General features: G+C 72.4%; 21 protein-coding genes. 3 read left to right on the forward strand and 18 right to left on the reverse strand.

Annotation, left to right across the window (positions count from 1 at the left end):
- Window positions 1-12 precede the first annotated feature (12 nt).
- The 13 genes from AB0N14_RS33290 to AB0N14_RS33350 form a co-directional block, all read right to left on the reverse strand.
- Entirely contained in the window at window positions 13-660 is a 648-nt protein-coding gene (locus AB0N14_RS33290) for a lysophospholipid acyltransferase family protein (protein WP_366029430.1), read from the reverse strand.
- Window positions 657-1,352, reverse strand: coding sequence for a (d)CMP kinase (gene cmk, locus AB0N14_RS33295; protein ID WP_366029431.1), 696 nt, complete (start codon window positions 1,350-1,352; stop codon window positions 657-659). Before cmk ends, AB0N14_RS33290 begins: the two co-directional genes overlap by 4 nt.
- Before the next feature lie 163 nt (window positions 1,353-1,515).
- Window positions 1,516-2,601, reverse strand: coding sequence for a prephenate dehydrogenase (locus AB0N14_RS33300; RefSeq protein WP_366029432.1), 1,086 nt, complete (start codon window positions 2,599-2,601; stop codon window positions 1,516-1,518).
- Window positions 2,598-2,960, reverse strand: coding sequence for a chorismate mutase (gene aroH / locus AB0N14_RS33305; RefSeq protein WP_263229154.1), 363 nt, complete (start codon window positions 2,958-2,960; stop codon window positions 2,598-2,600). Before aroH ends, AB0N14_RS33300 begins: the two co-directional genes overlap by 4 nt.
- A gap of 143 nt (window positions 2,961-3,103) precedes the next feature.
- Window positions 3,104-4,174: a pseudouridine synthase gene (locus AB0N14_RS33310; protein WP_366029433.1), complete on the reverse strand. Its 1,071-nt coding sequence runs from the start codon at window positions 4,172-4,174 to the stop codon at window positions 3,104-3,106.
- Window positions 4,174-4,845, reverse strand: a complete 672-nt coding sequence (gene scpB / locus AB0N14_RS33315) for an SMC-Scp complex subunit ScpB (RefSeq protein WP_366029434.1) — start codon at window positions 4,843-4,845, stop codon at window positions 4,174-4,176. The genes AB0N14_RS33310 and scpB overlap by 1 nt, the downstream gene beginning before the upstream one ends.
- Window positions 4,842-6,050, reverse strand: a complete 1,209-nt coding sequence (locus tag AB0N14_RS33320; RefSeq protein WP_366029435.1) for a segregation/condensation protein A — start codon at window positions 6,048-6,050, stop codon at window positions 4,842-4,844. The genes scpB and AB0N14_RS33320 overlap by 4 nt, the downstream gene beginning before the upstream one ends.
- A 19-nt stretch (window positions 6,051-6,069) precedes the next feature.
- Window positions 6,070-6,663 (reverse strand): hypothetical protein, encoded by a 594-nt coding sequence (locus AB0N14_RS33325; RefSeq protein WP_366029436.1) that lies wholly within the window; start codon window positions 6,661-6,663, stop codon window positions 6,070-6,072.
- Entirely contained in the window at window positions 6,648-7,781 is a 1,134-nt protein-coding gene (locus tag AB0N14_RS33330) for a ParA family protein (protein ID WP_103840758.1), read from the reverse strand. Before AB0N14_RS33330 ends, AB0N14_RS33325 begins: the two co-directional genes overlap by 16 nt.
- Before the next feature lie 422 nt (window positions 7,782-8,203).
- Complete coding sequence (ald, locus tag AB0N14_RS33335) at window positions 8,204-9,328, reverse strand: alanine dehydrogenase (RefSeq protein WP_366029438.1); 1,125 nt, start codon at window positions 9,326-9,328, stop codon at window positions 8,204-8,206.
- 136 nt (window positions 9,329-9,464) lie between these two features.
- Window positions 9,465-11,534 carry a tetratricopeptide repeat protein gene (locus AB0N14_RS33340; protein WP_366029440.1) on the reverse strand — a complete coding sequence of 690 codons (2,070 nt, stop codon included), beginning with the start codon at window positions 11,532-11,534 and terminating at the stop codon, window positions 9,465-9,467.
- Between the two features lie 405 nt (window positions 11,535-11,939).
- The gene (locus tag AB0N14_RS33345; RefSeq protein WP_366029441.1) at window positions 11,940-12,569 is read right to left on the reverse strand and encodes an NUDIX hydrolase; all 630 of its coding nucleotides are present in this window, start codon (window positions 12,567-12,569) and stop codon (window positions 11,940-11,942) included.
- Window positions 12,570-12,656: 87 nt separating this feature from the next.
- Window positions 12,657-14,333: a CTP synthase gene (locus AB0N14_RS33350; RefSeq protein WP_366029456.1), complete on the reverse strand. Its 1,677-nt coding sequence runs from the start codon at window positions 14,331-14,333 to the stop codon at window positions 12,657-12,659.
- Between the two features lie 492 nt (window positions 14,334-14,825).
- Between AB0N14_RS33350 and AB0N14_RS33355 the strand changes: the two genes are divergently transcribed.
- The 3 genes from AB0N14_RS33355 to AB0N14_RS33365 all read left to right on the forward strand — a co-directional run bounded on the left by AB0N14_RS33355 (window position 14,826) and on the right by AB0N14_RS33365 (window position 19,780).
- Window positions 14,826-16,628, forward strand: coding sequence for a glycoside hydrolase family 15 protein (locus tag AB0N14_RS33355; RefSeq protein ID WP_366029442.1), 1,803 nt, complete (start codon window positions 14,826-14,828; stop codon window positions 16,626-16,628).
- A gap of 81 nt (window positions 16,629-16,709) precedes the next feature.
- Window positions 16,710-18,092: an FAD-binding oxidoreductase gene (locus AB0N14_RS33360; protein WP_366029443.1), complete on the forward strand. Its 1,383-nt coding sequence runs from the start codon at window positions 16,710-16,712 to the stop codon at window positions 18,090-18,092.
- Between the two features lie 47 nt (window positions 18,093-18,139).
- A complete protein-coding gene (locus AB0N14_RS33365; RefSeq protein ID WP_366029444.1) occupies window positions 18,140-19,780 on the forward strand; it encodes a PucR family transcriptional regulator in 1,641 nt (546 codons plus the stop codon).
- A 6-nt stretch (window positions 19,781-19,786) separates the two neighbouring features.
- Here the strand turns inward: AB0N14_RS33365 and AB0N14_RS33370 are convergent, their stop codons facing one another.
- The 5 genes from AB0N14_RS33370 to AB0N14_RS33390 form a co-directional block, all read right to left on the reverse strand.
- On the reverse strand, window positions 19,787-20,923 hold the full coding sequence (locus tag AB0N14_RS33370) for a glycosyltransferase family 4 protein (RefSeq protein WP_366029445.1): 1,137 nt from the start codon (window positions 20,921-20,923) through the stop codon (window positions 19,787-19,789).
- Between the two features lie 235 nt (window positions 20,924-21,158).
- Entirely contained in the window at window positions 21,159-22,001 is an 843-nt protein-coding gene (locus tag AB0N14_RS33375) for a hypothetical protein (protein WP_366029446.1), read from the reverse strand.
- Window positions 22,002-22,077: 76 nt separating this feature from the next.
- Window positions 22,078-23,796, reverse strand: coding sequence for a DNA repair protein RecN (gene recN / locus AB0N14_RS33380; protein ID WP_366029457.1), 1,719 nt, complete (start codon window positions 23,794-23,796; stop codon window positions 22,078-22,080).
- 214 nt (window positions 23,797-24,010) lie between these two features.
- Window positions 24,011-24,916 (reverse strand): NAD kinase, encoded by a 906-nt coding sequence (locus AB0N14_RS33385; protein ID WP_103844455.1) that lies wholly within the window; start codon window positions 24,914-24,916, stop codon window positions 24,011-24,013.
- On the reverse strand, window positions 24,913-25,731 hold the full coding sequence (locus AB0N14_RS33390) for a TlyA family RNA methyltransferase (RefSeq protein WP_366029447.1): 819 nt from the start codon (window positions 25,729-25,731) through the stop codon (window positions 24,913-24,915). Before AB0N14_RS33390 ends, AB0N14_RS33385 begins: the two co-directional genes overlap by 4 nt.
- Between the last annotated feature and the right edge of the window lie 4 nt (window positions 25,732-25,735).

The following is a 25,735-nucleotide window of genomic DNA, read 5'->3' on the forward strand; positions in this document are numbered from 1 at the left end:
CTCAAGTGTCGCCTAGCGCCCGGTCGAACGCCTGGCGTTTTCCAGGTGCCCGGTGAGCTGCTTCTGGATGCGCACGGTCGCCTCGTCCAGCGCCTTGCGCGTACCCCGCCCGCTGCCGTCGCCCGCCTGGAACGGGTCGCCGAAGACGACGTCGATACGGCTGCGCAGTGGGGGCAGCCCCTTTATCAACCGTCCCCGCCGCTCGGAACTTCCCAGCACCGCGACCGGGACGATCGGCGCCCCGCTGCGGACCGCGAAGTAGGCGAGCCCGGCGCGCAGCGAGGTGAAGTCGCCCTCGCCGCGGGTGCCCTCGGGGAAGATGCCGAGGACTCCCCCGTTCCGGAGCACGCCGAGCGCCTGGGTGATGGCCGTGCGGTCGGTGGACGTGCGGTCCACCTTCACCTGGCCGATGCCGCGCAGGAAAGGGTCCAGGAGGCCGACGAACGCCTCCTTCTTGATCAGGAAGTGTGTCGGCCTGGGCGCCACGCCCATGACCATGGGCCCGTCGATGTTGTGGGAGTGGTTCACGGCGAGGATCACCGGGCCGCTCGCGGGCATCCTCCACGCGCCGAGCACGCGCGGCTTCCACAGCCCGTACATCAGCGGGACGCCGATGCGCCGCCCGACTTCGGCACTCCGCGCGGAAGGAGCCTCGGTCACTCCCCGGCCCGCTTCTCCTCGACGAGGGTGACGACGCACTCGATGACCTGCTGGAGGGTGAGGTCGGTGGTGTCCACCTCGACCGCGTCGTCCGCCTTCGCGAGCGGGGAGGTCTTGCGGCTGGAGTCGGCCGCGTCCCGCTTGATCAGCGCCTCACGGGTGGCGTGCAGGTCCGCGCCCTTCAGTTCGCCGTTGCGGCGGGCGGCGCGCACCTCCGGGGAGGCGGTGAGGAAGATCTTCAGGTCGGCGTCGGGCAGCACGGTCGTGCCGATGTCGCGGCCCTCGACGACGATGCCGTTCTCGGCGGCGGCCGCGATGGAGCGCTGCAGTTCGGTGATCCGGGCTCGCACCTCGGGCACCGCGCTGACCGCGCTGACCTTGGAGGAGACCTCCGGGGAGCGGATCGGCCCGGAGACGTCCGTGCCGTCCACGGTGATGGTGGGGGCCTTGGGGTCGGTGCCGGAGACGATCTCCGGCTTGCCCGCCACCGCCGCGATGGCAGTGGGGTCCGCTATGTCGATGCCGTTGTTCACCATCCACCAGGTGATCGCCCGGTACTGGGCGCCGGTGTCCAGGTAGCTGAGCCCGAGCTGTGCGGCCACAGCCTTCGACGTGCTCGACTTGCCCGTGCCGGCGGGGCCGTCGATGGCGACAATCACTGCCGGGGCGGTCCGGGCGGCGCCGTTTTCCACGGTGGGAACACCTTCCTGGTGGGGTGTGGCGGGTGGGTGGACGGGCGGGACGCGAGGGCGCCCCGCACAAGGTTACTGGCTCGCCGGGCCCGGCATGCCGGGCCTGCCCGTCACCCGGTTGCCGCAGCGCCGCCGCGGACCCCTGACCGGTCGTACGCCCGCCCTACCGCCGGATCACCCAGCCCCGCTCCCGCAGCGCGGCGCTCAGCACCGGGGCGGCCGCCTGCTCCACCATCAGCTGGACCAGGCCCGCCTGCTGCCCCGTCGCGTGCTCGATGCGGACGTCCTCGATGTTGATCCCGGCCCTGCCCGCGTCCGCGAAGATACGGGCCAGCTGGCCGGGCTGGTCGTCGATGAGGACGGCCACGGTCTCGTACGCCCGCGGGGCGCTGCCGTGCTTGCCGGGCACCCGCACCTGTCCGGCGTTGCCGCGGCGCAGCACGTCCTCGATGCCCTCGGTGCCCTCCTGCCGCTTGGCCTCGTCGGAGGACTGCAGGGCCCGCAGGGCCTGGACGGTCTCGTCGAGGTCGGCGGCGACCTCGGAGAGCAGGTCGGCGACCGGGCCCGGGTTGGCGGACAGGATGTCGATCCACATCCGGGGGTCGGAGGCCGCGATCCGGGTCACGTCCCGGATGCCCTGCCCGCACAGCCGTACGGCCGCCTCCTCGGCGTGCTCCAGGCGCGCGGCGACCATGCTGGAGACCAGGTGGGGCATGTGCGAGACGAGCGCGACGGCCCGGTCGTGGGCGTCGGCGTCCATGACGACCGGCACGGCACGGCAGTGGGAGACCAGCTCCAGGGCGAGGTTGAGCACCTCGGTGTCGGTGTCCCGGGTCGGGGTCAGCACCCAGGGCCGCCCCTCGAAGAGGTCGCCGCTGGCCGCCAGCGGGCCCGACTTCTCGCGGCCCGACATGGGGTGTGTGCCGATGTACGAGGTCAGGTCGAGGCCGAGCGCCTCCAGTTCGCGACGCGGTCCGCCCTTGACGCTGGCCACGTCGAGGTAACCGCGCCCGAGGCCGCGCCGCATGGCGTCGGCGAGCACGGCGGCCACGTGGGCGGGCGGGGCGGCGGCGATCACCAGGTCGACCGGGCCCTCGGGCGCCTCGTCGGTCCCGGCTCCGAGCGCGGCGGCCGTACGGGCCTGCTCCGGGTCGTGGTCGGCGAGGTGCACGGTGACCCCGCGGGCGGCGAGCGCCAGGGCCGCGGACGTGCCGATCAGCCCCGTACCGATGACGAGTGCGGTCCTCACTGGGCGATGTCCTTGCGCAGAGCGGCGGCGGCACCGAGGTAGACATGCGCGATCTCCGCGCGCGGCTTGTCGGACTCGATGTGGGCGAGGATGCGGACGACCCGGGGCATCGCGCCCTCGATGTCCAGCTCCTGGGCGCAGATCAGCGGCACGTCGACGATGCCGAGCTTGCGGGCGGCGGCCGCCGGGAAGTCGCTGTGCAGATCGGGCGTGGCCGTGAACCAGATGCTGATCAGGTCGTCGGTGGTCAGCCCGTTGCGCTCCAGGATGGCGGTGAGCAGGGCACCGACCTGCTCGTCCATGTGCCCGGCCTCGTCCCGCTCGAGCTGAACGGCGCCACGGACCGCTCGTACCGCCACGGTGGTGCTCCTTGCTGATCCACGGAAAACGTCAGGTCACCAGCGTAGGGCAAGCCCCGCGCCCCAAGGGACGCGGGGAACTGCGCGATCAACCACGACGAAGCCGCAGTCGCCGACCGGCAGCAGGACCCGAGCTCTCAGGCTTACAGATCGACTTCCTTCATCAGCATGCCGACCTCGGTGTTGGACAACCGCCGCAGCCAACCGGACTTCTGGTCCCCCAGTGTGATCGGCCCGAACGCGGTGCGGACCAACTTGTCCACAGGGAAGCCGGCCTCGGCCAGCATGCGCCGCACGATGTGCTTGCGCCCCTCGTGCAGGGTCACCTCGACGAGGTAGTTCTTGCCGGTCTGCTCGACCACCCGGAAGTGGTCCGCGCGCGCGTACCCGTCCTCGAGCTGGATGCCGTCCTTCAGGCGCTTGCCGAGATCGCGCGGAATCGGGCCCACGATGTGCGCGAGGTAGGTCTTCTTCACGCCGTACTTGGGGTGGGTCAGCCGGTGCGCGAGTTCGCCGTGGTTGGTGAGCAGGATGACGCCCTCGGTCTCGGTGTCGAGCCGGCCGACGTGGAAGAGCCGGGTCTCCCGGTTGGTGACGTAGTCGCCGAGGCACTGGCGCCCCTCCGGGTCCTCCATGGTGGAGACGACACCGGCGGGCTTGTTGAGCGAGAAGAACTGGTACGACTGCGTGGCCACGGTCAGCCCGTCGACCTTGATCTCGTCCTTCTCGGGGTCGACCCGCAGGCCCTGCTCGGTGACGATCTCGCCGTTGACCTCGACCCTGGCCTGCTCGATCAGCTCCTCGCAGGCGCGCCGCGAACCGTAGCCCGCGCGCGCGAGCACCTTCTGCAGCCGCTCGCCCTCCTGCTCGGCGCCCGGGAAGGTCTTGGGCAGCTTGAGGTCCTTCTTGCCCGCGTACCGCTCGCGGTTGCGCTCCTCGATCTGCGCCTCGTACTCGCGCGGGCGCGCCGGGGCCGTACGACCGCGCCCGCCGCGCTGCTGGGACTGCTTCGGGCCGCCCTTGGCGCCGCCGCGGGCCGCGCCGCCACGCCCGGACTTCGGGCCGTCCTGCGTGGCGCCCGGGCCGACGTCGTAGCGGCGCTCCTCGGGGCGGGGCTTGCGGGGGCGGCCCTGCCCCTGCTTCTGGTCCCTGTCGTTGCCGGCACCGCGGTAGTTACCGCGCCCACCGCTCTTGCCGCTGCCGCTGCTTCGCATCAAAGTTCCGTCGTCGTCTTCGTCGTGTGATCGTCGTCTGCGTCCGGAGCATCGGGAGCGTCCGGGTCGAACGACGGTACGCCCTCCTGGGTCTCGGCCTCGATCGCCTCCGCCTCCGGGAGGAAGGGCGCGAGCTCCGGAAGCTCGTCCAGGCCGCGCAGGCCCATCCGCTCCAGGAAGTAGTTCGTCGTCCTGTACAGGATCGCACCTGTTTCGGGTTCCGTGCCCGCCTCTTCAACCAGACCGCGCTGGAGAAGGGTGCGCATGACCCCGTCGCAGTTCACTCCGCGCACCGCCGAGACGCGGCTGCGGCTGACCGGCTGACGGTACGCGACCACGGCGAGGGTCTCCAGGGCGGCCTGGGTGAGGCGGGCCTGCTGCCCGTCGAGCACGAACCGCTCCACGGCGGGGGCGTACTCGGCGCGGGTGTAGAAGCGCCAGCCGCCCGCGACGAACCGCAGCTCGAAGCCGCGGCCCTGCACGGTGTACTCGTCCGCCAGCTCGCGCAGCGCGTCCGCGATCCGCCGGCGGGGCCGCTCCAGGATCTTCGCCAGGTGCTCCTCGGTGGCGGGCTCGTCCACGACCATGAGGACGGCTTCGAGGGCGGGCTTGAGGTCGAGGTCGGCGACGGTGTTCAGCCCTGCCGGTGCGTCGATGGTGTTCTCGATCACGCCTTCTCCTCCTCCTTGGCCGGCTCGGGCTCCTCGGGCGGCCGGTCGAACTCGTCGGTGACCCTGACGTCGGCGTCCCCGTCCCCACCGGTCCAGCGCACGACCAGCTCGCCGAGGGCGGCCTCCTGCTCCAGCGCCACGGCCTTCTCGCGGTACAGCTCCAGCAGTGCGAGGAAGCGGGCCACGACGGTGAGGGTGTCGTCGGTGTCCTCGATCAGCGCCCGGAAGCTGGCCTCCCCGAGTTCCCTCAGCCGGGCCACGACGATCCCGGCCTGCTCCTGCACGCTCACGAGCGGGGCGTGGATGTGGTCGACATACACCTGCGGCTTGGGCTTGGGCTGCATCGCCTTGACGGCGAGCTTGGCGAACCCTTCGAGGCCGATGCTGATGACGACCTCGGGCAGCAGCTCGGCGTGGTGCGGCTCGAGGCCGACGGTACGGGGATACCGCCGGGCCTCGTCGTCGGTGCGCCGGTTGAAGATCTCGGCGATCTGTTTGTACGCGCGGTACTGCAGCAGCCGCGCGAACAGCAGGTCCCTGGCTTCGAGCAGAGCGAGGTCGGCCTCGTCCTCCACCTCGGCGGCGGGCAGCAGCCTCGCGGCCTTGAGGTCGAGCAGCGTGGCGGCGACGACGAGGAACTCGGTCGTCTGGTCCAGGTCCCAGTCCGGCCCCATGGCCCGGATGTGCGCCATGAACTCGTCGGTCACCTTGGACAGGGCGACCTCGGTCACGTCGAGCTTGTGCTTGGAGATCAACTGCAGGAGCAGATCGAAGGGCCCCTCGAAATTGTCGAGCCGGACCTTGAAGACACCGTCACCGGGCTCGGTCTCGTCGACGGGAGGTGCGGGGGCCCGGGACTCCTCGTCCGCGGCTCCCGGTTCGAGCCGAGGCCGGGAAGCGGGCTCGGGCCGAGATTCGGGTTCGGGCCGAGATTCGGGTTGAGGCTCAGGCCGAGGTTCGGGCTCAGGCTCAGGCCGCGGTTCGGGCTCAGGCTGCGGCTCGGGCTCCGGCCGAGGTTCGGGCTCAGGCCGAGATTCGGGCTCGGACCGAGGTTCAGGCTCGGCGGCCGGCGGTACCTCTTCGAACGGCTCCGGCTGCTGGACAGGCACCGCCGGTGCGGCTCCGGGGCCCCGCCCCAGCGCACGCCGACGCCCGCCGGAGCCGGAGGCACCGGTTGCGGAAGCGGAGCCGTCGTTCGAGGTCATAGCCGTCGCAGGCTACCTCTTACCGCCCCCGGAGCCGACGTACGAGAATGCTCGCGTCCCCCCGGGACTCCAGATCCGCCAGCACCACGGCGACGGCCTCCCGCACGATCCGCCCGCGGTCCACCGCGAGCCCGTGCTCGCCCCGGAGCACCAGCCGTGCGTGCTCGAGGTCCATCAGCTCCTCCGCGGACACGTACACGGTGATCTTCTCGTCGTGCCGCTCGCGCCCGCTGGGCCGCCGCCCGGCCGCACGCCCCCGCTTGCGCTGCTGGGCCGCGGACGAGGCCGCTGAGGAACCGGCAGAACCTTCCTGCGCCGCCGCCGCGCCACGCCGCGCGGTCCGCTCGGCGGCGGCGGACCGTGCACGGGACTCCCCGGCCTCCGCCTCCGCGGCGTCCGCCGCGACGTGCTCGTCACCCTCCCCGTCGCCGCCCTGCACGGGCACCGACGGCGGTGCGTCCTCCGCCGGGCCCGCCGGGTCGCTCTCGCCCGCGGGAGCCGGCACCCGGGCCTCGCCGTTGGCCTGGCGCCTGGGAGTGGACGCCTGGAGCGCCGTTCCCCCGGTGGTACGGAACAGTTCGTCGGCCCCCGGCAGACTCACTCGGCGTGACACCGGGCGAGCACCTCCCTGGCGAGCTGGCGGTAGGCGGCGGCACCGACGGAGTTGGAGGCGTACGTGGTGATCGGTTCACCGGCGACCGTGGTCTCCGGGAAGCGCACGGTCCGGCCGATCACCGTGTGGTAGACGTGGTCGTCGAACGCCTCGACGACCCGCGCGAGGACCTCACGGCTGTGCACGGTCCGGGAGTCGTACATCGTGGCGAGGATGCCGTCGAGCTCGAGGTCGGGGTTGAGCCGCTCCTGGACCTTCTCGATGGTCTCGGTGAGCAGCGCGACACCGCGCAGCGCGAAGAACTCGCACTCCAGCGGAACGATCACCTTGTGCGCCGCGGTGAGCGCGTTCACGGTGAGCAGGCCGAGCGAGGGCTGGCAGTCGATCACGATGTAGTCGTAGTCCGGCAGCAGCGGCTTGAGCGCCCGCTGGAGCGTGGACTCGCGCGCGACCTCCGACACCAGCTGGACCTCGGCTGCCGAGAGGTCGATGTTGCTCGGCAGCAGGTCCATGTTGGGGACCGCGGTCTTCAGCAGGACCTCGTCCGCCGACATGCCCCGCTCCATGAGCAGGTTGTAGACGGTGAGGTCCAGCTCCATGGGGTTCACGCCGAGTCCCACGGACAGCGCGCCCTGCGGGTCGAAGTCGACGAGCAGCACCCGGCGCCCGTACTCCGCGAGCGCGGCACCCAGGTTGATGGTCGACGTGGTCTTGCCGACGCCGCCCTTCTGGTTGCACATCGCGATGATCGTGGCCGGGCCGTGGTCGGTCAGCGGTCCGGGGATCGGGAAGTACGGCAGCGGGCGGCCGGTGGGGCCGATGCGCTCACGGCGCTGCCGGGCCGCGTCGGGCGCGAGCGTGGCCGCGTACTCGGGATCGGGCTCGTATTCGGCGTCGGGGTCGTAGAAGTGCCCCTCGGGCAGCTCTTCGTAGTCGGCGAAGTGGTTGTGGACTCCGCCACTTCCGTCGCCGGACATGGCGTTCACGTGTTGGCCATCCATGCTCTGGTGTGCTGTCTGAGCCATGTGGGGGCTCTGGCTCTGGTGGGCTGCGAAGGTACGGACAGCGACGGAGCCGACAGCCTCGAGCCCCGTGGGGCCCGTGCCCCGCGCAGGCATTCCTGGTTGACCACCCCCGGGAGTAAATGTCGACTCATTCACAAGTCGTCTTACCTCCTTGGTGACCAGGAAACTTCTAGATAGGTCAGCGTGGCACCATGCCGACGGTTGGCGACTCTATGGCGTGTCGGCGGTCCGCAGCAACACAATCCGCCGGACCCGGATCGATGTGTCGGCAATGAAACATCCCGCTGTCAAGGGCGTCCGGGCGTCGTTCGCCCGGTTTCACCGGTGTGCGAAACGGTGGAAGGGTTGCGTTCGAGGCGACTTGAGCGAGTGTCGCCAAAGTGACCATACACACATCCGGCCGGACCTTGTCGGGCAAGGTCCGGCCGGATGAGCGGTGTTGACGAGGCGTGTTGACCTATCGCCTTGTGGGCACGGGAAATCGAACCCGCACCGGTGGCCGGCTTGGTGAGGAACTAGCCGAGCAGGGACTCGAGCTCGACGTGCTCCAGGCCGTGTGCCTCGGCGACCTCCTTGTAAACCACCTTGCCGTCATGGGTGTTGAGGCCCTTGGCCAGCGCGGCGTCGCGGCGCAGGGCCTCGACCCAGCCGCGGTCGGCGAGTTCCACGATGTAGGGCAGCGTGGCGTTGGTCAGCGCGTAGGTGGAGGTGTTGGGGACGGCGCCGGGCATGTTGGCGACGCAGTAGAAGACCGACTCGTGGACCCTGAAGGTCGGCTCCGCGTGCGTGGTCGGGCGCGAGTCCTCGAAGCAGCCGCCCTGGTCGATCGCGATGTCGACAAGGACACTTCCGGGCTTCATCCGGGAGACCAGCTCGTTGGTGACCAGCTTCGGGGCCTTGGCGCCCGGGATGAGGACGGCGCCGATGACGAGGTCGGCGTCCAGGCAGGCCTTCTCCAGCTCGAAGGCGTTGGAGACGACGGTCTGGATCTTCGTGCCGAAGATCTTGTCGGCTTCCTTGAGCTTGTTGATGTCCTTGTCGAGCAGGGTGACGTGGAAGCCCATGCCGATGGCGATCTGCGCGGCGTTCCAGCCCGACACGCCGCCGCCGATGACGACGGCCTTGGCGGCGGGCACACCCGGGACGCCGCCGGGCAGCACACCGCGGCCGCCGTTGGCGGCCATGAGGTGGTAGGCGCCGACCTGCGGGGCGAGCCGGCCCGCGACCTCGGACATGGGGGCGAGCAGCGGGAGCGCCCGGTTCGACAGCTCGACCGTCTCGTAGGCGATCGCCGTGGTGCCGGACTCGAGCAGCGCGTCGGTGCACTCCTTGGAGGCGGCCAGGTGCAGGTAGGTGAAGAGCGTCTGGTCCTTGCGGAGGCGGTGGTACTCCTCGGCGATGGGCTCCTTGACCTTCAGCAGCAGGTCGGCGGTGGCCCACACCTCGTCGGCGGTGTCCAGGATCTGTGCGCCTGCGGCGATGTACTCCTCGTCCGGGATCGAGGAGCCGACACCGGCGTTCCGCTCGACGACGACCTGGTGGCCGTGGCGCACCAGCTCGTGCACGCCGGCGGGGGTGATGGCCACCCGGAACTCGTTGTTCTTGACCTCGCGGGGGATGCCGACCTTCACGTCGATCACGGTCCTTGGCTCAGGGAATGTGGGGGCATTGCAAGACATACCCGGACGCACAGGCGCACACCGGGAGACACCGCAGGAGAACGTGCGGCGAAGCCAGTTTAATGAAGGTGTTCCCGCTGTCTAGCCTTTCATTGCATCAATCTTCAGCGGGTGTACTACGGATTTCGCAGGCGTTAGCGGTGTGTTCCAGGTCCGGTGGGCCCTCGTGCGCACCGTCTCCCAGCATGCGCTCGGCCTCCGCCCGGTGCAGGGCGGCGGCCGCCGGGTCGCCGAGTCGTTCCAGGGTGTCGGCGACCCGGAGCCGGAGCGCCGCCCGCAGCCGGGTGTCGTCGGCCTGCCGCGCCCACTCGACGGCCTCCTCACAGGTGCGCAGCGACTCCTCGGGGCGTCCGGCGTACTCCTGGACACGGGCCAGTTCGCTCAACGCCCGGGCGTGCGCGGCCACATCGCCGCTCCTTCGGTGCAGAGCGATCGCCGCACGCCAGTTGCGCTGCGCCTCGCCGTAGCGGCCGGCGTACGTCTGGACGGTGGCGAGGCGGCCGTACAGGCGGGCGGCCTCCGCGCGCTCGTCGCGGGCGAGGCGATGGGACAGGGCCCTGCCGTACCAGTCGGCCGCCCGGTCGAAGTCACCGAGCTCCTGGTGGGCCCCGCCTACGGATTCCATCGCGCGGCCGGTCGCATACGGGTCGTTGCCGGCCCGTCCGGCGTCCAGCGCGGCCCGGTAGCGGGCCAGCGCCTCCCTCGTACGGCCGGTCCGCGCGTCCACGTCGGCGAGGTTCAGCAGGGCCGCCGCCTTCTCGCGGTGCAGGCCGCGGCGCTCGGCCACATCGAGGACGAGCCGGTGGATGCCGTACAGCTCGGGCGCGGCCGCCCGGGTGCCGAAGTGGGCGACCAAGGCCCGCACCAGCGCGGCCATCAGGCGCCGGGCGAGGGTGTCCAGCTCGCCGTCGGCGACCGCGAGCCGGGCCGACGCCAGCAGCGCGGGCTGCCGCAGGCGCAGCCAGTCCTCGGCCGCTCGGGGGCTCGCGAAGCGCAGTTCGCGGGGCAGCCCGGCGAGCTTCTCGCGGGCCTGGGGGCTGTCGGTCTCGGTGATCGCCCGGCAGGACTGCAGCAGCCGTACCGTCCGCTCCAGCATCCGGGCGCGGGCAAGCTGCAGCTCGGCCGGACGGTCGTGACGCTCGGCGAGCGCGCGCAGCAGGGGCAGCAGGCAGCCCGGGACCTCGTACTGCGGCAGGGGTGTCTCAAGGCGCCGCAGGAAGCCGCGGTCCGCGAAATCGTCGAGGGCGGTGCGGGCGGTGTCCACGGGGCAGCCGGCCAGCGCGGAGGCGGTGTGCGGGTCGGGCAGGCCGGCGGGGGCCAGGCACAGCAGCCGCAGCATCCGCTGGGCGGGGCCCGGCAGCGCCTGGTAGGAGAGCCGGAAGGCGCGGGCGAGGGGCGGCCCGTCCTCGCCGCCGGTGCGCAGGTGCCGGGCGAGGTCGGCGACGGTGGCCTTGGGCTGGGCCGCCAGCCAGCCCCCGGCGAGGACGAGCGCGGCGGGCTGGCCCGCGCACTCCTCGACGAGCCCCTCGGCGGCACGCGGGTCGACGGTGACGCGCACGGAGCCGGCGTACCGGGTGAGCAGCTCCAGGGCGGCCTTGGTGTCGAGGCCGCCGAGGGTGCAGGGGCGCACGTCCGCGATGCCGGTCAGCGGGCCCTGGGCGACGGCGACGACGAGGCAGTCGGGCGCGTCCGGCAGCACCGCGTCCACCTGCTCGGCGGACACGGCGTCGTCGAGCAGCAGCAGCGCACGGCGCCCCGTGAGGGCATCCCGCACCGCCTGGCCCAGCTCGTCCTCGTCGGCCCCGGGTGGGGTGGGCACACCGAGGGCGGTCAGCAGCTCGCGTGCGGTGCGCTCGGTGGGGACGGGGGTGCCGTCGGGCTCGCTGAGGCGAGCGCGCAGCACGCCGCCCGGGTAACCGTCCGCGACCTGGCGCACCATCTCCTCGGCGAGCGCGGTGCGGCCGTAACCGGGGCGGCCTGCGACGAGCAGCACGCGGGCGCGGGGTGCCTTGCGTCCGGAGAGGGTGTCCAGGCCCGCGCGCTCGATGTCGGCACGGAGTTCCTTCAACTCCCGTGTGCGGCCGAGGAACCGACCGTGGCCGACGACGGGACGCGGATCGCTGTCCGCCCGCACGCCACCGTCTGTGTCCACCGCCTGATCCGTCACGGGCCACGCTCCCGTCCACTGCGCACACGGGCCCGCCGAAGCCTCGGGCGGGTCGCTGTCAGAGCCTAGTTGACGCTCTGCGACCATCCCGGCGGAGCACGGCGGACACGTCCCTCGATCGGATCAGGCGATCGTACGACCGGTGGTGATTTTTCAGCCCGCCCGAGCGTCCACGGTTCGAACCGGCTCCCCGGCTCGAACCGGCTCGAAGAGCTCGGGGAGTTCGAGGACTAGGCCGTCAGTGCCTGAGCGGGGGTCCGGAGGCAGAGCCCTCAAGGGCGGGAACCTCAGGGACGGGAAGAGGAGGGACAACGCGGGCCAACCCAACCCGACCCGCAGCCCCTCGGCACCCCGTCCGGGGACGAAGGGGCGGAGCCCCTGAGGACGGCGTCCGAACCGGAGGCGTCACGCCTGGAACGGCCGGGCCGGCCACGGGGCCTCGGCCGGGCGCAGGGCGTCCAGGCCCTCGCCGGTCCGCGCGGCGACCAGCGACAGCACGCCTACGACGAGGCAGTTGTTGTGGAGGTCGCCCGCCAGGACGCCCCGCACGAGGTCCGCCACCGGCACCCGGGCCAGCTCCATGTCGGCCTCCTCGTCCTCCACCTCGAAGCGCTTCCCGTCGGCCTCGGACAGGTCGCGGGCGAGGAAGATGCGCACGGCCTCGTCGCAGCCGCCGGGCGTGGTGTAGACGTCGGCCAGCACGCGCCAGTCCTCGGCCTTGACGTGCGCCTCCTCGTACAGCTCACGCTGGGCGGCGTGCAGCGGGTTCTCGCCGGGGACGTCGAGCAGGCCGGCCGGGATCTCCCACAGCTTCTGGCGCACCGGGTGGCGGTACTGCCGGATGACCAGCACCCGGTCCTGGTCGTCCAGGGCGAGGACGGCCACCGAGCCGGGGTGGACCTGGTAGTCGCGGCGCGCCACCGAGCCGTCCGGCATGACCACGTCGTCGGTGCGGACGGAGGTCTTGTTGCCGACGAACGGGGTCTCGCTCGCCCGGATCTCCCACGTCTCGGCGGTGTCCTTGATCGTCGCCATGTCGCCCTGTTCCTCCCACGCCTTGCACGAAACCGGGGTACGCCTCCGTAAAGGGACGCGTACCCCGGCCACCGTACAGGCCCTGTGTTACTTGCCGTTCTTCCCGTTCTTGCGTTCCACGGCCGCCTTCACCAGGCCCGCGAACAGCGGGTGCGGGCGGGTCGGGCGGGAGCGCAGCTCGGGGTGCGCCTGCGTGGCCACCAGGTAAGGGTGCACTTCGCGCGGGTACTCCACGTACTCCACGAGCTTGCCGTCGGGCGACGTCCCGGAGAACACGATGCCCGCCTTCTTCTCCAGCTCGGCGCGGTAGGCGTTGTTCACCTCGTAGCGGTGGCGGTGGCGCTCCTCGACGTACTCCTTGCCGTCGTGGACCTCGCGCACGATCGAGCCCTCGGCGAGCTTGGCCGGGTACATGCCGAGCCGCATCGTTCCGCCCATGTCGCCCTCGCCCGCGACGATGTCGAGCTGTTCGGCCATGGTGGAGATGACCGGGTGGGCGGTGGCGGCGTCGAACTCGGTGGAGTTCGCGTCGGCGATGCCGGCCAGGTTGCGCGCGGCCTCGATCACGATGCACTGCAGGCCGAGGCAGAGGCCCAGCAGCGGGATCCTGTTCTCACGGGCGTACTGGATGGCGCCGACCTTGCCGGACACGCCCCGGTCGCCGAAGCCGCCCGGGATGCAGATCGCGTCCACATCGGACAGCTGCTTCTTGGCGCCCGCCGGGGTCTTGCAGTCGTCGGACGTGACCCACTTGATCTTCACCCGGGCCTTGTTGGCGAAGCCGCCCGCGCGCAGCGCCTCGGTCACCGACAGGTAGGCGTCGGGCAGGTCGATGTACTTGCCGACCAGGGCGAGGGTGACCTCGTTCTCCGGGTTGTGGACCCGGTCGAGCAGGTCGTCCCAGGTCGTCCAGTCCACGTCGCGGAACGGCAGGTCGAGCTTGCGGACCACGTAGGCGTCGAGGCCCTCGGAGTGCACGACCTTCGGGATGTCGTAGATCGAGCGGGCGTCCGGACAGGCGACGACGGCGGCCTCGTCGACGTCGCACATCAGCGAGATCTTGCGCTTGATCGCGGTGGGGACCTCGCGGTCGCAGCGCAGGACGATCGCGTCCGGCTGGATACCGATGTTGCGCAGCGCGGCCACGGAGTGCTGGGTGGGCTTGGTCTTCAGCTCGCCGGAGGGGCCGATGTAGGGCAGCAGCGAGATGTGCACCACGAAGACGTTGTCGCGGCCGACCTCGTGGCGGACCTGGCGGACGGTCTCCAGGAACGGCAGCGACTCGATGTCGCCGACCGTGCCGCCCACCTCGGTGATCACGACGTCCACCTCGTCGGTGGCCATACGCCGGATGCGGTGCTTGATCTCGTTGGTGATGTGCGGGATGACCTGCACGGTGTCGCCCAGGTACTCGCCGCGCCGCTCCTTGGCGATCACCGTCGAGTAGACCTGTCCGGTGGTGACGTTCGCCGAGCCGTCCAGGTCGCGGTCGAGGAAGCGCTCGTAGTGCCCGATGTCCAGGTCGGTCTCGGCGCCGTCGTTGGTGACGAACACCTCACCGTGCTGGAACGGGTTCATCGTGCCCGGGTCGACGTTCAGGTACGGGTCGAGCTTCTGCATCACGACGCGCAGGCCCCGGGCCTTGAGCAGCATGCCGAGGCTGGAGGCGGTCAGACCCTTGCCGAGCGAGGAGGCGACACCCCCGGTGACGAAGATGTGCTTGGTCGTCGTGGCTGTGCTGTTTCGAAAAGCAGCGGGCGGCATGGCCAAGAGGGGGCTCCCGTGGTCGCGGTCTGGGGTGCGGTACGGCTGGTCCTCGAAGTATTTTTTTCGGGGGTGCCGTCGCTGCGGTTCGGGGGTTTCGAGCCCACCGGTCCACGGGCTACCAGCGTATCAGCGCCGCGAGGGGACTGCTTCCGGCCACGCTCCGCGCATGTGTCACCACGGACGCGCGAACCTTAAGAGGTTTTCACCGGTGTTTCACCCGCGGCTCACTCGTTCGGGGCAGCCCGGTTGCCCGGCGGGGCACGCGGATCATGCACGTGCGTCGTATCCTGCTCGGACACTCTCTGCCGAGCACTCCCGGAAAACGGCACCACCCCCGCCGGTCACCGGAACAACAAGAGCTCGTCAGTTCGTTGAACATCGACTGCATCATTTTCGAATGGGTCGGTGAACAACGCGTTCCTCATGACCCCCATGACCGCACAGAGCGACCGCCCCTCGGGGCGACGTGGCCGTTCGACTGGAGTTGCATTGGCCGGGCGCATCGAAGACTACGCACTCATCGGAGACATGCAGACCGCGGCGCTGGTCTGCCGGGACGGCACCGTGGACTGGCTGTGCCTGCCCCGCTTCGATTCCCATGCCGTCTTCGCGGGACTGCTCGGCACGGAGGAGCACGGCTTCTGGCGGCTGGGTCCGGCGCACGCGTCGGACGCAGAGCCGCCGAGGGCGACCCGGCGCACGTACCGCGGCGAGTCGCTGGTCCTGGAGTCCGAGTGGGACACCCCGCGCGGCACGGTCCGGGTCATCGACCTCATGCCGCCGCGTGACGGCGCCCCCCAGCTGATCCGGATCGTCGAGGGCGTCACGGGCCGGGTGCCGATGCGGTCGGCGCTGCGCATGCGCTTCTCCTACGGGCGCATCGTGCCCTGGGTGCACAAGCACGAGGGCCGCACGGTGGCCGTCGCCGGACCGGACTCCGTGTGGTTCGACACAGAGGCCGAGACCTACGGCAAGGGTCTGACCACGTACGCGGACTTCACGGTCGCGCCGGGTGACCGGATCGGGTTCACGATCTCCTGGCAGCCCTCGCACAAGGAGCCGCCGCCGATGCCGGAGCCCGAGCAGTCGCTGGAGGCGACCGAGGACTTCTGGCGCGACTGGGTGGAGCACTGTACGTACCACGGCCCCTACCGCGAGGCCGTCATCCGCTCGCTGATCACCCTGAAGGCCCTGACGTACGCGCCGACCGGCGGCATCGTGGCCGCGCCCACGACGTCCCTGCCGGAGGAGATCGGCGGCGTGCGCAACTGGGACTACCGCTACACCTGGCTGCGCGACGCGGCGATCACCCTGTCGTCGCTGCTGCGCACCGGCTACCGCGAGGAGGCGCGCGCCTGGCGCGAGTGGCTGCTGCGGGCCGTGGCCGGCGACCCCGAGAACCTGCAGATCATGTACGGCATCGCGGGCGAGCGGGAGCTGGGCGAGGCGGAGCTGGACTGGCTGCCCGGCTACGAGAACTCGGCCCCGGTGCGCGTCGGCAACGGCGCCGCGCACCAGCTGCAGCTGGATGTGTACGGGGAGGTCACCGAGGCGCTGCACCTGGCCCACATGACCGGGCTCGCCCGCAACGACTACGCCTCCCTGCTCCAGCTGAAGCTGATCCGCTACCTCGAGCAGCACTGGGACGAGCCGGACGAGGGCATCTGGGAGGTGCGCGGCCCCCGCCGGCACTTCGTGCACTCGAAGGTGATGGCCTGGGTGGCCGTGGACCGCACGATCAAGCTGATCGAGTCCGGTGACGCGGACGGCCCGCTGGAGAAGTGGCGCGAGCTGCGCGACGACATCCACCGGGACGTGTGCGAGAAGGGCTACGACAAGGAACGCAACACCTTCACGCAGTCCTACGGCTCCAAGGAACTGGACGCCTCGCTGCTGCTGATCCCGCAGATGGGTTTCCTGCCGCCGGACGACAAGCGGGTGATCGGCACGATCGAGGCGATCCAGCGGGAGCTGTCCACGTCGGACGGCTTCATCCTGCGCTACCCGACCTCGGGCGAGGAGGAGGGCGTGGACGGCCTGCCGGGCGACGAGGGCGCGTTCCTCGCCTGCTCGTTCTGGATGGCCGACGACCTGGCGATGATCGGCCGCGTGGACGAGGCCCGCAAACTGTTCGAGAAGCTGCTGGCACTGCGCAACGACGTGGGGCTGCTCGCGGAGGAGTGGGACCCGCGCCTGAAGCGTCAGGTCGGCAACTTCCCGCAGGCGTTCAGCCACGTGCCGCTGATCGACACGGCACTGCGGCTGACGGCTTCCGGGGCGTACGGGGGCTGAGCTCTCCGCCGAGCAGGACCGATGCGCCGTGCCCGCCTACGCTGAAGGCAGATGTCCCCTGGCTGGGAGGGGGCGGCTGCGTTGGCTCCCCTTTCGAAGGCGCGCACGGCGCTTTCCGCGCTCCGCGCGGACCTGGCCGGCGAGGTCTTCGCCCCCGGTGATCCGGGCTACGACGAGGCCCGGACGGTCTTCAACGCGATGATCGACCGCCACCCGGCCGTGATCGCGCAGTGCGAGGGGAAGTCCGACGTCGTGCGGGCGGTGTGCTTCGCCCGGGAGCTGGATCTGAAGATCGCCGTTCGGGGCGGCGGGCACAGCGTCGCGGGCATGGCGCTCAACGACAACGGTCTGGTGGTCGACCTGCGCCGGATGCACGACGTGACGGTCCGTCCCGGATCGGCGTCGGTGCGCGTGGAGGGCGGGGCCGTGATGAGCCACCTGGACCGTGCCACCCAGCCCCACGGGCTCGCGACCACAGGCGGCCGGGTCTCCACCACCGGTGTCGGCGGCTTCGTGCTCGGCGGCGGCAACGGCTGGCTGGACCGGGCCTTCGGCCTCGCCCTCGACAACCTGCTCGGCGTCGAACTGGTGACCGCGGACGGCTCCACGGTGCTCGCGACGGCCCGGGAGAACCCGGAGCTGTTCTGGGCGTTGCACGGCGGCGGCGGCAACTTCGGTGTCGCCACCGCGCTCACGCTGAAACTGCACGAGTTGCCCGAGTTCTCCCTCGCCCTGCTCATGTTCGTGCCCGAGACCGGCCCGGAGGCGGTCCGCACCTACCGCGACGTCATCGCCACCGGTCCGCCGGAGGTGGGCGGCGCCGTGCTGTACATCACCGGTCCGCCCGAGCCGTTCGTCCCCGAGCACCTGGTCGGGACGCTGCTGTGCGCCGTGCTGGTCACGTACGTCGGCGGCGAGGACGACCTGCGCAAGCTCGCCCAGCCGCTGCTGACACTGCCGCACGCGGCCGAGGTCGTGTCCGCGATGCCCTACGCCGACTTCCAGTGCATGCTCGACGCCCCGCCCGGACTGCGGAACTACTGGTCGGCCGAGTATCTGACCGGCCTGCCCGACGAACTGGTCGACATCTTCTGCGCCCGCGCCCCCTCGATGCCCGTCCCCAGCTCCTGTCAGCACGTGCTGTTCCCCCAGGGCGGCGCGATCGCCGCCGGGCCTGCCGAGTACCCGGTTCCCTACCGGGACGCCGCCTGGACCGTGCACCCCTTCGGCGTCTGGGAGGACCCGGCCGACGACGAGAAGGCCCTGCGGTGGGTCCGGGACGTGCGCGCCGACGTCCGGCCCTGGCGCACGGGCGCGGTCTATCTGAACTTCATCGGGGACGAGGGCAGGGACCGGGTGGTGGCCGGTCTCGGCACCGAGAACCTCAACCGGCTGGCGCGGGTCAAGCGGCAGTACGACCCGGACAACGTGTTCCGCTACAACCACAACATCCCGCCCGCCTGACCGGCCCGGCCCTGTGCCCGGGGCGTCGGCGCAGGTAGCGTCGCCGCATGGACAGCCGTTTCGACCTCCCGGGCACCGAGGGCGCCGGGATCACGGTGCGGCGGGCGCTGGAGCTGCCCGGGCTGCGCAGCGGGCTGCCGGAGGTGCTGGCGGGCGCCGACCGGCTGGGCCGCACGGTGCGCTGGGTGCACGCGGGCGAGGTCCCGAACATCGCCTCGCTGCTCAAGGGCGGTGAGCTGCTGCTGACCACCGGGTACGGGCTCGGCACCCGCCCCGCCGACCAGCGGGCGTTCGTGCGGACGCTGGCCGAGCGCGGTATCGCGGCCCTGGTGGTGGAGCTGGGCACCCGTTTCACCCGGCTGCCCGCCGCCCTCGTCGAGTCGGCGAAGGCCGCCGGGCTGCCGCTGGTGCAGCTGCACCGCGAGGTGCCGTTCGTGACGGTCACCGAGGAGATCCACACGGAGATCGTCAACGGCCACTACGCGCTGCTCCAGCGGGCCGAGGAGGTGCACCGCCGTTGCACCGAGGCGCTGCTCGGCGGGGGCGGGGTGCCGCAGGTCCTGGGCATCCTGGCCGACTTCGGCGGCAATCCGGTGTTCCTGGAGACCGCCGACGGTCAGCTGCTCTACGCCGCCGGGACCGGCCCTGCGGACACGGACCCCTTGCAGGTGTGGGAGGGGCTGCGCGGCCACCACAAGGACGAGCCGCCGGCCGGGACGGCGATCGTGGACGTGCCCGGCGGCGGGCCCGGCGCGGGGTCCGTACGGGCCCGGCTGGTGCTGCTCCCGGTGAGCGGGCCGGTCGCGCCGGTGCACCGGATCGCCGCCGAGCGGGCGGCAAGCAGCCTCGCCGTGGTGCTGATGCAGGCCCGGCAGGAGGAGGAACTGGCGGCGCGCGGGCGCGGCGACTTCCTCACCGACCTCGCCGAGAGCCGGATCGCCGCCGAGGACGCGCCCGCCCAGGCCCGGGTGCTGGGCTTCAAGCCCGGCCGCGGCCCGCTGCTGCCGGTGGTGACGCGCCTCGCGGACGGGCCGACGCCGGGCGGTGGGGGCTGGGCGGTGCTGGCGCGGGCGGTCGCGGAGGAGCTGACGTCACTGGGCGTGCCGGTGCTGCTGGGTGTGCGGCCGGTGGAGGGGCGGGTGCCGCTGCTGCTGGCGCTTCGCTCGGAGTCGGAGCGGGCGGCGGTCGCCGACCGGGTGGCCGCGGCGCTGCGGGCGGGCGTGGAGCGGGCGGGCCTGCAGCGACGGGGCGCCAGGCCGCCGGTGGTGGTGGTCGGGGCGGCGGGTGGCTGGGCCTCGGCGTCGGCGGGGCTGCGGCACGCGGCGGAGACCGCGACGGCGGCGCAGGGGCTGCCGGAGCTGCCCTGGTACGACGCCCGCCGCCTGGACATCGACCTGCTGCTGTGGCGGCTGCGGGACCATCCGGACCTGGCGGCGTTCGTGGACCGCGCGATCGGCCCGCTGCGGGAGCACGACGACCGTTCGAAGCCGCCGCTGCTGCCGACGCTGGAGACGTATCTCGCGCATGCGGGCCGCAAGGCGGAGACGGCCCGCGAGCTGCACCTGAACCGGCAGACGCTCTACAACCGGCTGGCCCGGATCGGGGAGTTGCTGGGCGCGGACCTCGACGATCCGCAGACGGTGCTGACCCTGAGCCTGGCGCTGCGGGCACGTCGGCACGTGCCCTGACGGCTTCTAGGGGTAGGGCCGCACCTGGGTCAACTCGTCGTAGACGCTGAGGACCTGGGCGACCGTCTCGTCCTCGGTGGGCCAGGTCGCGGCCTGCCCCGTGCCCTTCTCCTTCAGCGCCTCGCGGCGTGCCGGGTCGTCGAGGAGGCGTACGACGGCGGTGGCGAGCGCCTCCGCGTCCCCGTACGGGACGAGTTCGGCGGCGTCGCCGACGAGTTCGCGGATGCCGCCGACGTCGGTGGCGACGAGCGGCACGCGCGCGTGCAGGGCCTCCTGGGCGAGGACGGACCGCGACTCCCAACTGCTGGGCAGCAGCGCGACGTCGGCGGCGGCGAGCAGCTCCGCCGCGTCCTCGCGCCGCCCCAGCAGCCGTACCGGGAGCCCCTCGTCCTCGATGCGCCGCTGCAGCACCGTGCGCAGCGGCCCCTCCCCCGCGATCACGACCAGCGGCGCCGGGTCGATGCCGCGCCAGGCACGGGAGGCGTCCAGCAGCACGTCGTGGCCGCGGTGCCGGTCGAGGGCGCCGACGGCCATGAGCAACGGGCGGCCGGTGGCGCCGAGTTCCGCGCGGAGCTTGGGGCGCAGCCGGTCGGGGTCCTCGTACTCGGTGGGCTTGCGGGGGGCGGGGAGCGCGACGGCGGCGAGCCGGGCGTCGCGGGCGCCCCGTCGGCGGGCCCGTTCGACCAGGTCGGACGATGTGCCGAGCACGACGGACGCGGCCCGGGCCACGCGCCGCTCCAGCAGGCGCAGCAGATGGGCGCGGGCGCCCTCGGCGTGCGCCCGGGTGTGCCAGGTGACGACGAGCGGGGTGCGGCGTCCGCCGAGGGCGAGCGCGGCGCGCAGGCCCGCGTGCAGCCCGTGCGCGTGCACCAGGTCGGCGTCGCCGCAGGCGATGCGGAGCGCGGCCAGGGAGGCGGGGTCCGTGCTGCGGGGCACGGGGACGTGCTGCGCGCCGGCGCCGGTGAAATCGTAGGTGCGCTCGGCCTCGGAGGGGGCGCAGACGGTCACGCGCACGCCCCTGGCGACCAGGCCCGCCGCCAGTGTGCGCACGTGCGCGCTGCTGCCCGCGCTGCCCCCGCCGAGCACCTGCACGGTGCGCAGCGGCGACCGGCCGTGCGGTGAGGGGCTGCTCGCGAGGCTCACGTGGCCGGGGCTCCTGGTTCGGCGTCGGACGGTCACGAAGAAACGTACAGAAGGATCGCGCGGTGGGCGTGGACCGCGCGAGGTGGACCGCGGTTGACCCAAGGATGCCAGGGCGCACGGGTGTTGCGGCACCGGCGGGCGCGGCTCAGGGGTGTCCGAGCATCGCGCGCCCGGCGGGAATTGTCAGACATACCCTGGGACCGCGGAGCGGGCGCCCCGGCGCGCACCGTGTCACTCACACGGGTGAGGCGGCGGCCGGCGGGAGGGCCACCGGGAACGGCCCGATCCGCCACGACCTCGCCGCTTCGCTCACCTTGTCCCCGTACACCGCGGCGGCGACGAACGCGACCGCGTGGGCCAGGAGTCCGGCCCGCCCTCCCCCACTCTCGGCTCCGCTCGAGCGGGGGGACCCCCATCCCGCGACGGCGGCGGCGCCGAGCGCGGCACCGAGCGCGTGCGCCCCGGCGTCGCCGAGCATCGCGCGCTCGCCGAGGTCGTCCGGGAGGGCGGCGGCCGCGGCCCCCATCACGGTGGCGCTCAACTCACCGCCGGCGCCCTTCCGCAGCAGCCCGGGAGCGCCCAGCGCGAGGACGGCCCCGGCGGCGCGCCCGGGCCGTACGTCCACGAGGTTCACGAAGTGCGCGGCACCGGCGATCACGACACCCGCGAGGACTTTGTCCAGGGGCCGCTCCTTGAGCACGGCCCCGGCGGCGAGGGCGGCGGCCGAGATCCCGAACAGCTTGACGGCACCACTGGTCACGTCGCCGTCCCGCAGGGCCGACAGATGCGCCCGGAACCCCCGTCGCGGATCGCCCGCGCCGGCGATGTCGTCGTAGACCCCGCAGGCACCGGCGGCCAGCACGGCGAACCCGGCCGCCGGATGGACCCGCCCGGCCCCGACCGTGGCCGCCAGGGCCACCGCGGGCCCCGGGTACAGCACGACGGTCCGCCCGGCGTGGTTCGTCCGCTGCCAACGCCCCCGCCCGCCCGGTGCCGCCGCGCGCAGGGCGGCGGTGGCGGCGCCGGTGACGGCGGCGGCGAGCGCGAACGAAACGGTCCTGCGGGTACGCGTGATCATCCCGTCACCCTAAGCCGCCCGCCGGAACCGTGCCCCACAGGTCCCGAACCGTGTCCCACAGGTCCGGAACCGTGGCCTACCCGTCCGCGCGTGCCGTGGCCAGCAGTTCCTCCGCGTGGGCGCGGGCGGTCTCCGAGTCCTCCTGGCCCGCCAGCATCCTGGACAGCTCACGGATCCGGTCCTCGCCCTCCAGGACCTTCACCCCGGAGCGCGTGACCGAGCCGTCGTTGGTCTTCTCCACCAGCAGCTGCCGGTCGGCGAACGCCGCCACCTGCGGCAGATGGGTGACGACCACGACCTGGGCGGTTTTCGCGAGCTTCGCGAGCCGGCGCCCGATCTCGACCGCCGCCTTGCCGCCGACACCCGCGTCGACCTCGTCGAAGAGGTACGTCGGCACGGGGTCGGTGCCCGCGAAGACGACCTCCACGGCGAGCATCACGCGCGACAGCTCACCGCCCGAGGCGCCCTTGGCGATGGGCCGCGGCGGCGCGCCGGGGTGTGGGGCGAGCAGCAGTTCGACCTCGTCGACGCCCGACGGTCCGTAGGCGACCGTGCGCCCGCCGACCTCGACCCCGTTCGGGTCCTCGGTCTGCCGGATCTCGAACGACACGCGCGCGTGGGGCATGGCGAGCGAGGCCAGCTCGGCGGTGACGGCGGCGGCGAACCGCTCGGCGGCCTCCGCCCGCGCATCGGTCAACTCCTGGGCCAAGCCGCCCAGTTCGGACCGCAGCGCGTCCCGCTCGGCGGTCAGCTCCTCGCTCCGCTCGTCGTCGCCGTCGAGTTCGGTCAGCCGGGTGGCGCTCTGCTCGGCCCAGGCGAGAACGGCATTGATGTCCTCGCCGTACTTCCGGGTCAGTGCGGTGAGTGCGGCCCGCCGCTCCTCCACGGCCGCGAGCCGCAGCGGGTCGGCGTCCAGGTCGTCGGCGTACCCGGCCAGCTCACCGGCCACATCGCCCAGCAGGATGCCGATCTCCCCGATCCGCTCGGCGAGCCCCGCAAGCGCCGGGTCGTGCGACCGCACCGCCTCCAGCGCCCGGTGGGCGCCCGCGACCAGGGTGGACGCGTCGACGCCCTCGGGATCCTCGGGGTTGCCCGCGAGCGCCGTGTGCGCGGCCGTCGCCGCCGATGCCAGCGCCTCGGCGTGCCCGAGCCGCTCGGCCTCCTCGGCCAGCTCCGCGTCCTCGCCCGGGCGCGGCTCCACGGCCGCGATCTCCTCGAGCCCGAAGCGCAGCATGTCGGCTTCCTGGGCCCGCTCACGGGCGCGCGTGGTGATCTCGTCCAGCTCGGCGGAGACCGCGCGCAGCCGCCGGTAGGCCTCCTGGTACTTGGCGAGCGGTACGGCGACGGCGTCCCCGGCGTACCGGTCCAGCGCCTGCCGCTGCCGGGACTGCTTGAGCAGGCCCTGCTGGTCCGTCTGCCCGTGCACGGCGACCAGTTCGTCGGCGAGCTCCGCGAGCACGCCGACGGGCACGGAACGCCCGCCCAGGTGCGCCCGCGAGCGTCCCTCGGCGGAAACGGTACGACTGACGATCAGCGCCCCGTCGTCGAGCTCGGCCCCGGCCTCCTCGGCGCGTACGGCGACGGACGCGTCCTCGGGCAGGGCGATCCGGCCCTCGACGACCGCGTTCTTCGCCCCGATCCGCACGAGGGCGGGGTCGGCGCGCCCGCCGAGCAGCAGCCCCAGACTGGTGACGACCATGGTCTTGCCCGCACCCGTCTCACCGGTCACGGCGGTGAAGCCGGGCGACAGCTCGACGACCGCGTCGTCGATGACCCCGAGGGACCGTATCCGCATCTCCTCCAACACGGAGAAGACCTTACGAGGTCCGGCTGGGGAAGTGCGAGCGGCCCGTGTCACTCCCGGGAGGTACACGCGCCCCGAAAGGGGCTCGGGGCTGTGTCGATATGCGGCTCCGCCGCGATGGGGGTCCCCCTGTTCGAGCGAAGCCGAGGACTTGGGGGAGCGAGCAGCCACGAGGGACCGGCACCCGACAGCCAACCCGTACCGGTCAGTGAGGTCGACCTCTCCACCCCGAGACCGGAAGCGCGAACTTGGCCACAAGCCGGTCGGTGAACGACGCGTGGTGCAGCCGGGCCAGCCGCACCGGCACAGCCCCCCGCCGCACCTCCACCCGAGCCCCCTGTGGCAGCTCCACCATCCGCCGCCCGTCGCACCACAGCACCCCGTGCGACGTGTCCGGCTGCACCTCCACGGCGAGCACGGAGTCCGGTGAGGTCACCAGCGGCTTGGCGAACAGGGCGTGCGCGCTGATGGGCACCATCAACAGCGCCTCCACCTCCGGCCACACCACGGGCCCACCCGCGGAGAAGGCGTACGCGGTGGACCCGGTGGGGGTGGCGCACACGATGCCGTCGCAGCCGAACCCCGTCACCGGCCGCCCGTCGATCTCCAGGACGACCTCGAGCAGCTTCTCGGCGGAGACCTTCTGCACGGCCGCCTCGTTGAGCGCCCAGTCGGTGTGCACGATGTCGCCGTTCTTGTGCACGACGACGTCGACCGTCATGCGCTCCTCGACCTCGTACGCCTTCATCACCACCCGGTCGACGACCCGGTCGAGGTCGTCGCGCTCGGCCTCGGCGAGGAAGCCGACCCGGCCGAGGTTGACGCCCAGCATCGGCACCCCGGAGGCGCGGGCGAACTCGGCGCCGCGCAGCAGGGTGCCGTCACCGCCGAGCACGATGAGCAGCTCGCACCCGTCGAGGCACTGCGGGGTGGCCTCCTTGACCAGCTGCACATCGTCCGGCAGCGGAAGGTCGGCCGCCTCGTCCTCCAGAGCACGCACGCCGATCCCGGAGCGCAGCAGACCCTTGACCACCAGCTCGGCACTGCGGATGGCGGCGGACCGACCGGTGTGGGCCAGCAGGAAAACAGTACGAGCTCGGTTCGTTGTCAACGCGGCCCCTCCGCCACAGCACGGTCAACGTCGGCCGGGTCCAGCGCGGGTGCTCCGGCTCGCAGCCACAGAAAGTACTCGACATTGCCCGACGGCCCGGGCAGCGGGCTGGCTGTCACGCCCTTCACCCCGAGGCCCAGTTCCGCGGCCCGCTCGGCCACCCCGCGCACGGCCTCGGCGCGCAGCTGCGGGCTGCGCACCACGCCGCCGCTGCCGAGCCGTTCCTTCCCCACCTCGAACTGCGGCTTGACCATCATCACCAGGTCGGCGTCGTCCGGCTTCACGCACCGCACCAGGGCGGGCAGCACCAGTCCGAGCGGGATGAAGGACAGATCGCCCACGACAAGATCCACTGGCTCCCCATCGATCGCTTCGAGCGTCAACTCGCGCACGTTCGTACGGTCCTTGACGGTGACGCGTTCATCACTCTGGAGAGACCAGGCCAGTTGTCCGTATCCGACGTCGACGGCGACGACATGGGCGGCGCCCGCGCGCAGCAGGACGTCGGTGAAGCCGCCGGTGGACGCGCCGGCGTCCAGCGCCCGCCGTCCCTCGACGACCAGGCCCTGGGGGACGAAGACCTTCAGGGCGCCGGCGAGCTTGTGGCCGCCGCGCGAGACGTAGTCGGGGTCGCCGTCGTCCTGCGCCACCACGATGGCGGCGGCGGTCTCGACCTGCGTGGCGGGCTTCGTCGCGACGGCCTTGCCGACGGTGACCCGACCGGCGGCGATCAGCTGGCTGGCGTGCTCGCGCGAGCGCGCGAGCTTCCGGCGGACCAGCTCCGCGTCGAGACGGCGGCGTGCGACTCCTGCCACGTTC

The organism is Streptomyces sp. NPDC051104 (assembly GCF_040682835.1).
In the GTDB taxonomy this organism is placed as follows: Bacteria; Actinomycetota; Actinomycetes; order Streptomycetales; family Streptomycetaceae; genus Streptomyces; species Streptomyces cynarae.

Bases quoted from the DNA above. Each gene is read 5' to 3' on its own strand.
- AB0N14_RS33310 (WP_366029433.1), bottom strand. From the start codon at position 4,174: ATGCGAAGCAGCGGCAGCGGCAAGAGCGGTGGGCGCGGTAACTACCGC.
- AB0N14_RS33320 (WP_366029435.1), bottom strand. From the start codon at position 6,050: ATGACCTCGAACGACGGCTCCGCTTCCGCAACCGGTGCCTCCGGCTCC.
- AB0N14_RS33330 (WP_103840758.1), bottom strand. From the start codon at position 7,781: ATGCCTGCGCGGGGCACGGGCCCCACGGGGCTCGAGGCTGTCGGCTCC.
- AB0N14_RS33345 (WP_366029441.1), bottom strand. From the start codon at position 12,569: ATGGCGACGATCAAGGACACCGCCGAGACGTGGGAGATCCGGGCGAGC.
- AB0N14_RS33350 (WP_366029456.1), bottom strand. From the start codon at position 14,333: ATGCCGCCCGCTGCTTTTCGAAACAGCACAGCCACGACGACCAAGCAC.
- AB0N14_RS33365 (WP_366029444.1), top strand. From the start codon at position 18,140: ATGGACAGCCGTTTCGACCTCCCGGGCACCGAGGGCGCCGGGATCACG.
- AB0N14_RS33375 (WP_366029446.1), bottom strand. From the start codon at position 22,001: ATGATCACGCGTACCCGCAGGACCGTTTCGTTCGCGCTCGCCGCCGCC.
- recN (WP_366029457.1), bottom strand. From the start codon at position 23,796: ATGCGGATACGGTCCCTCGGGGTCATCGACGACGCGGTCGTCGAGCTG.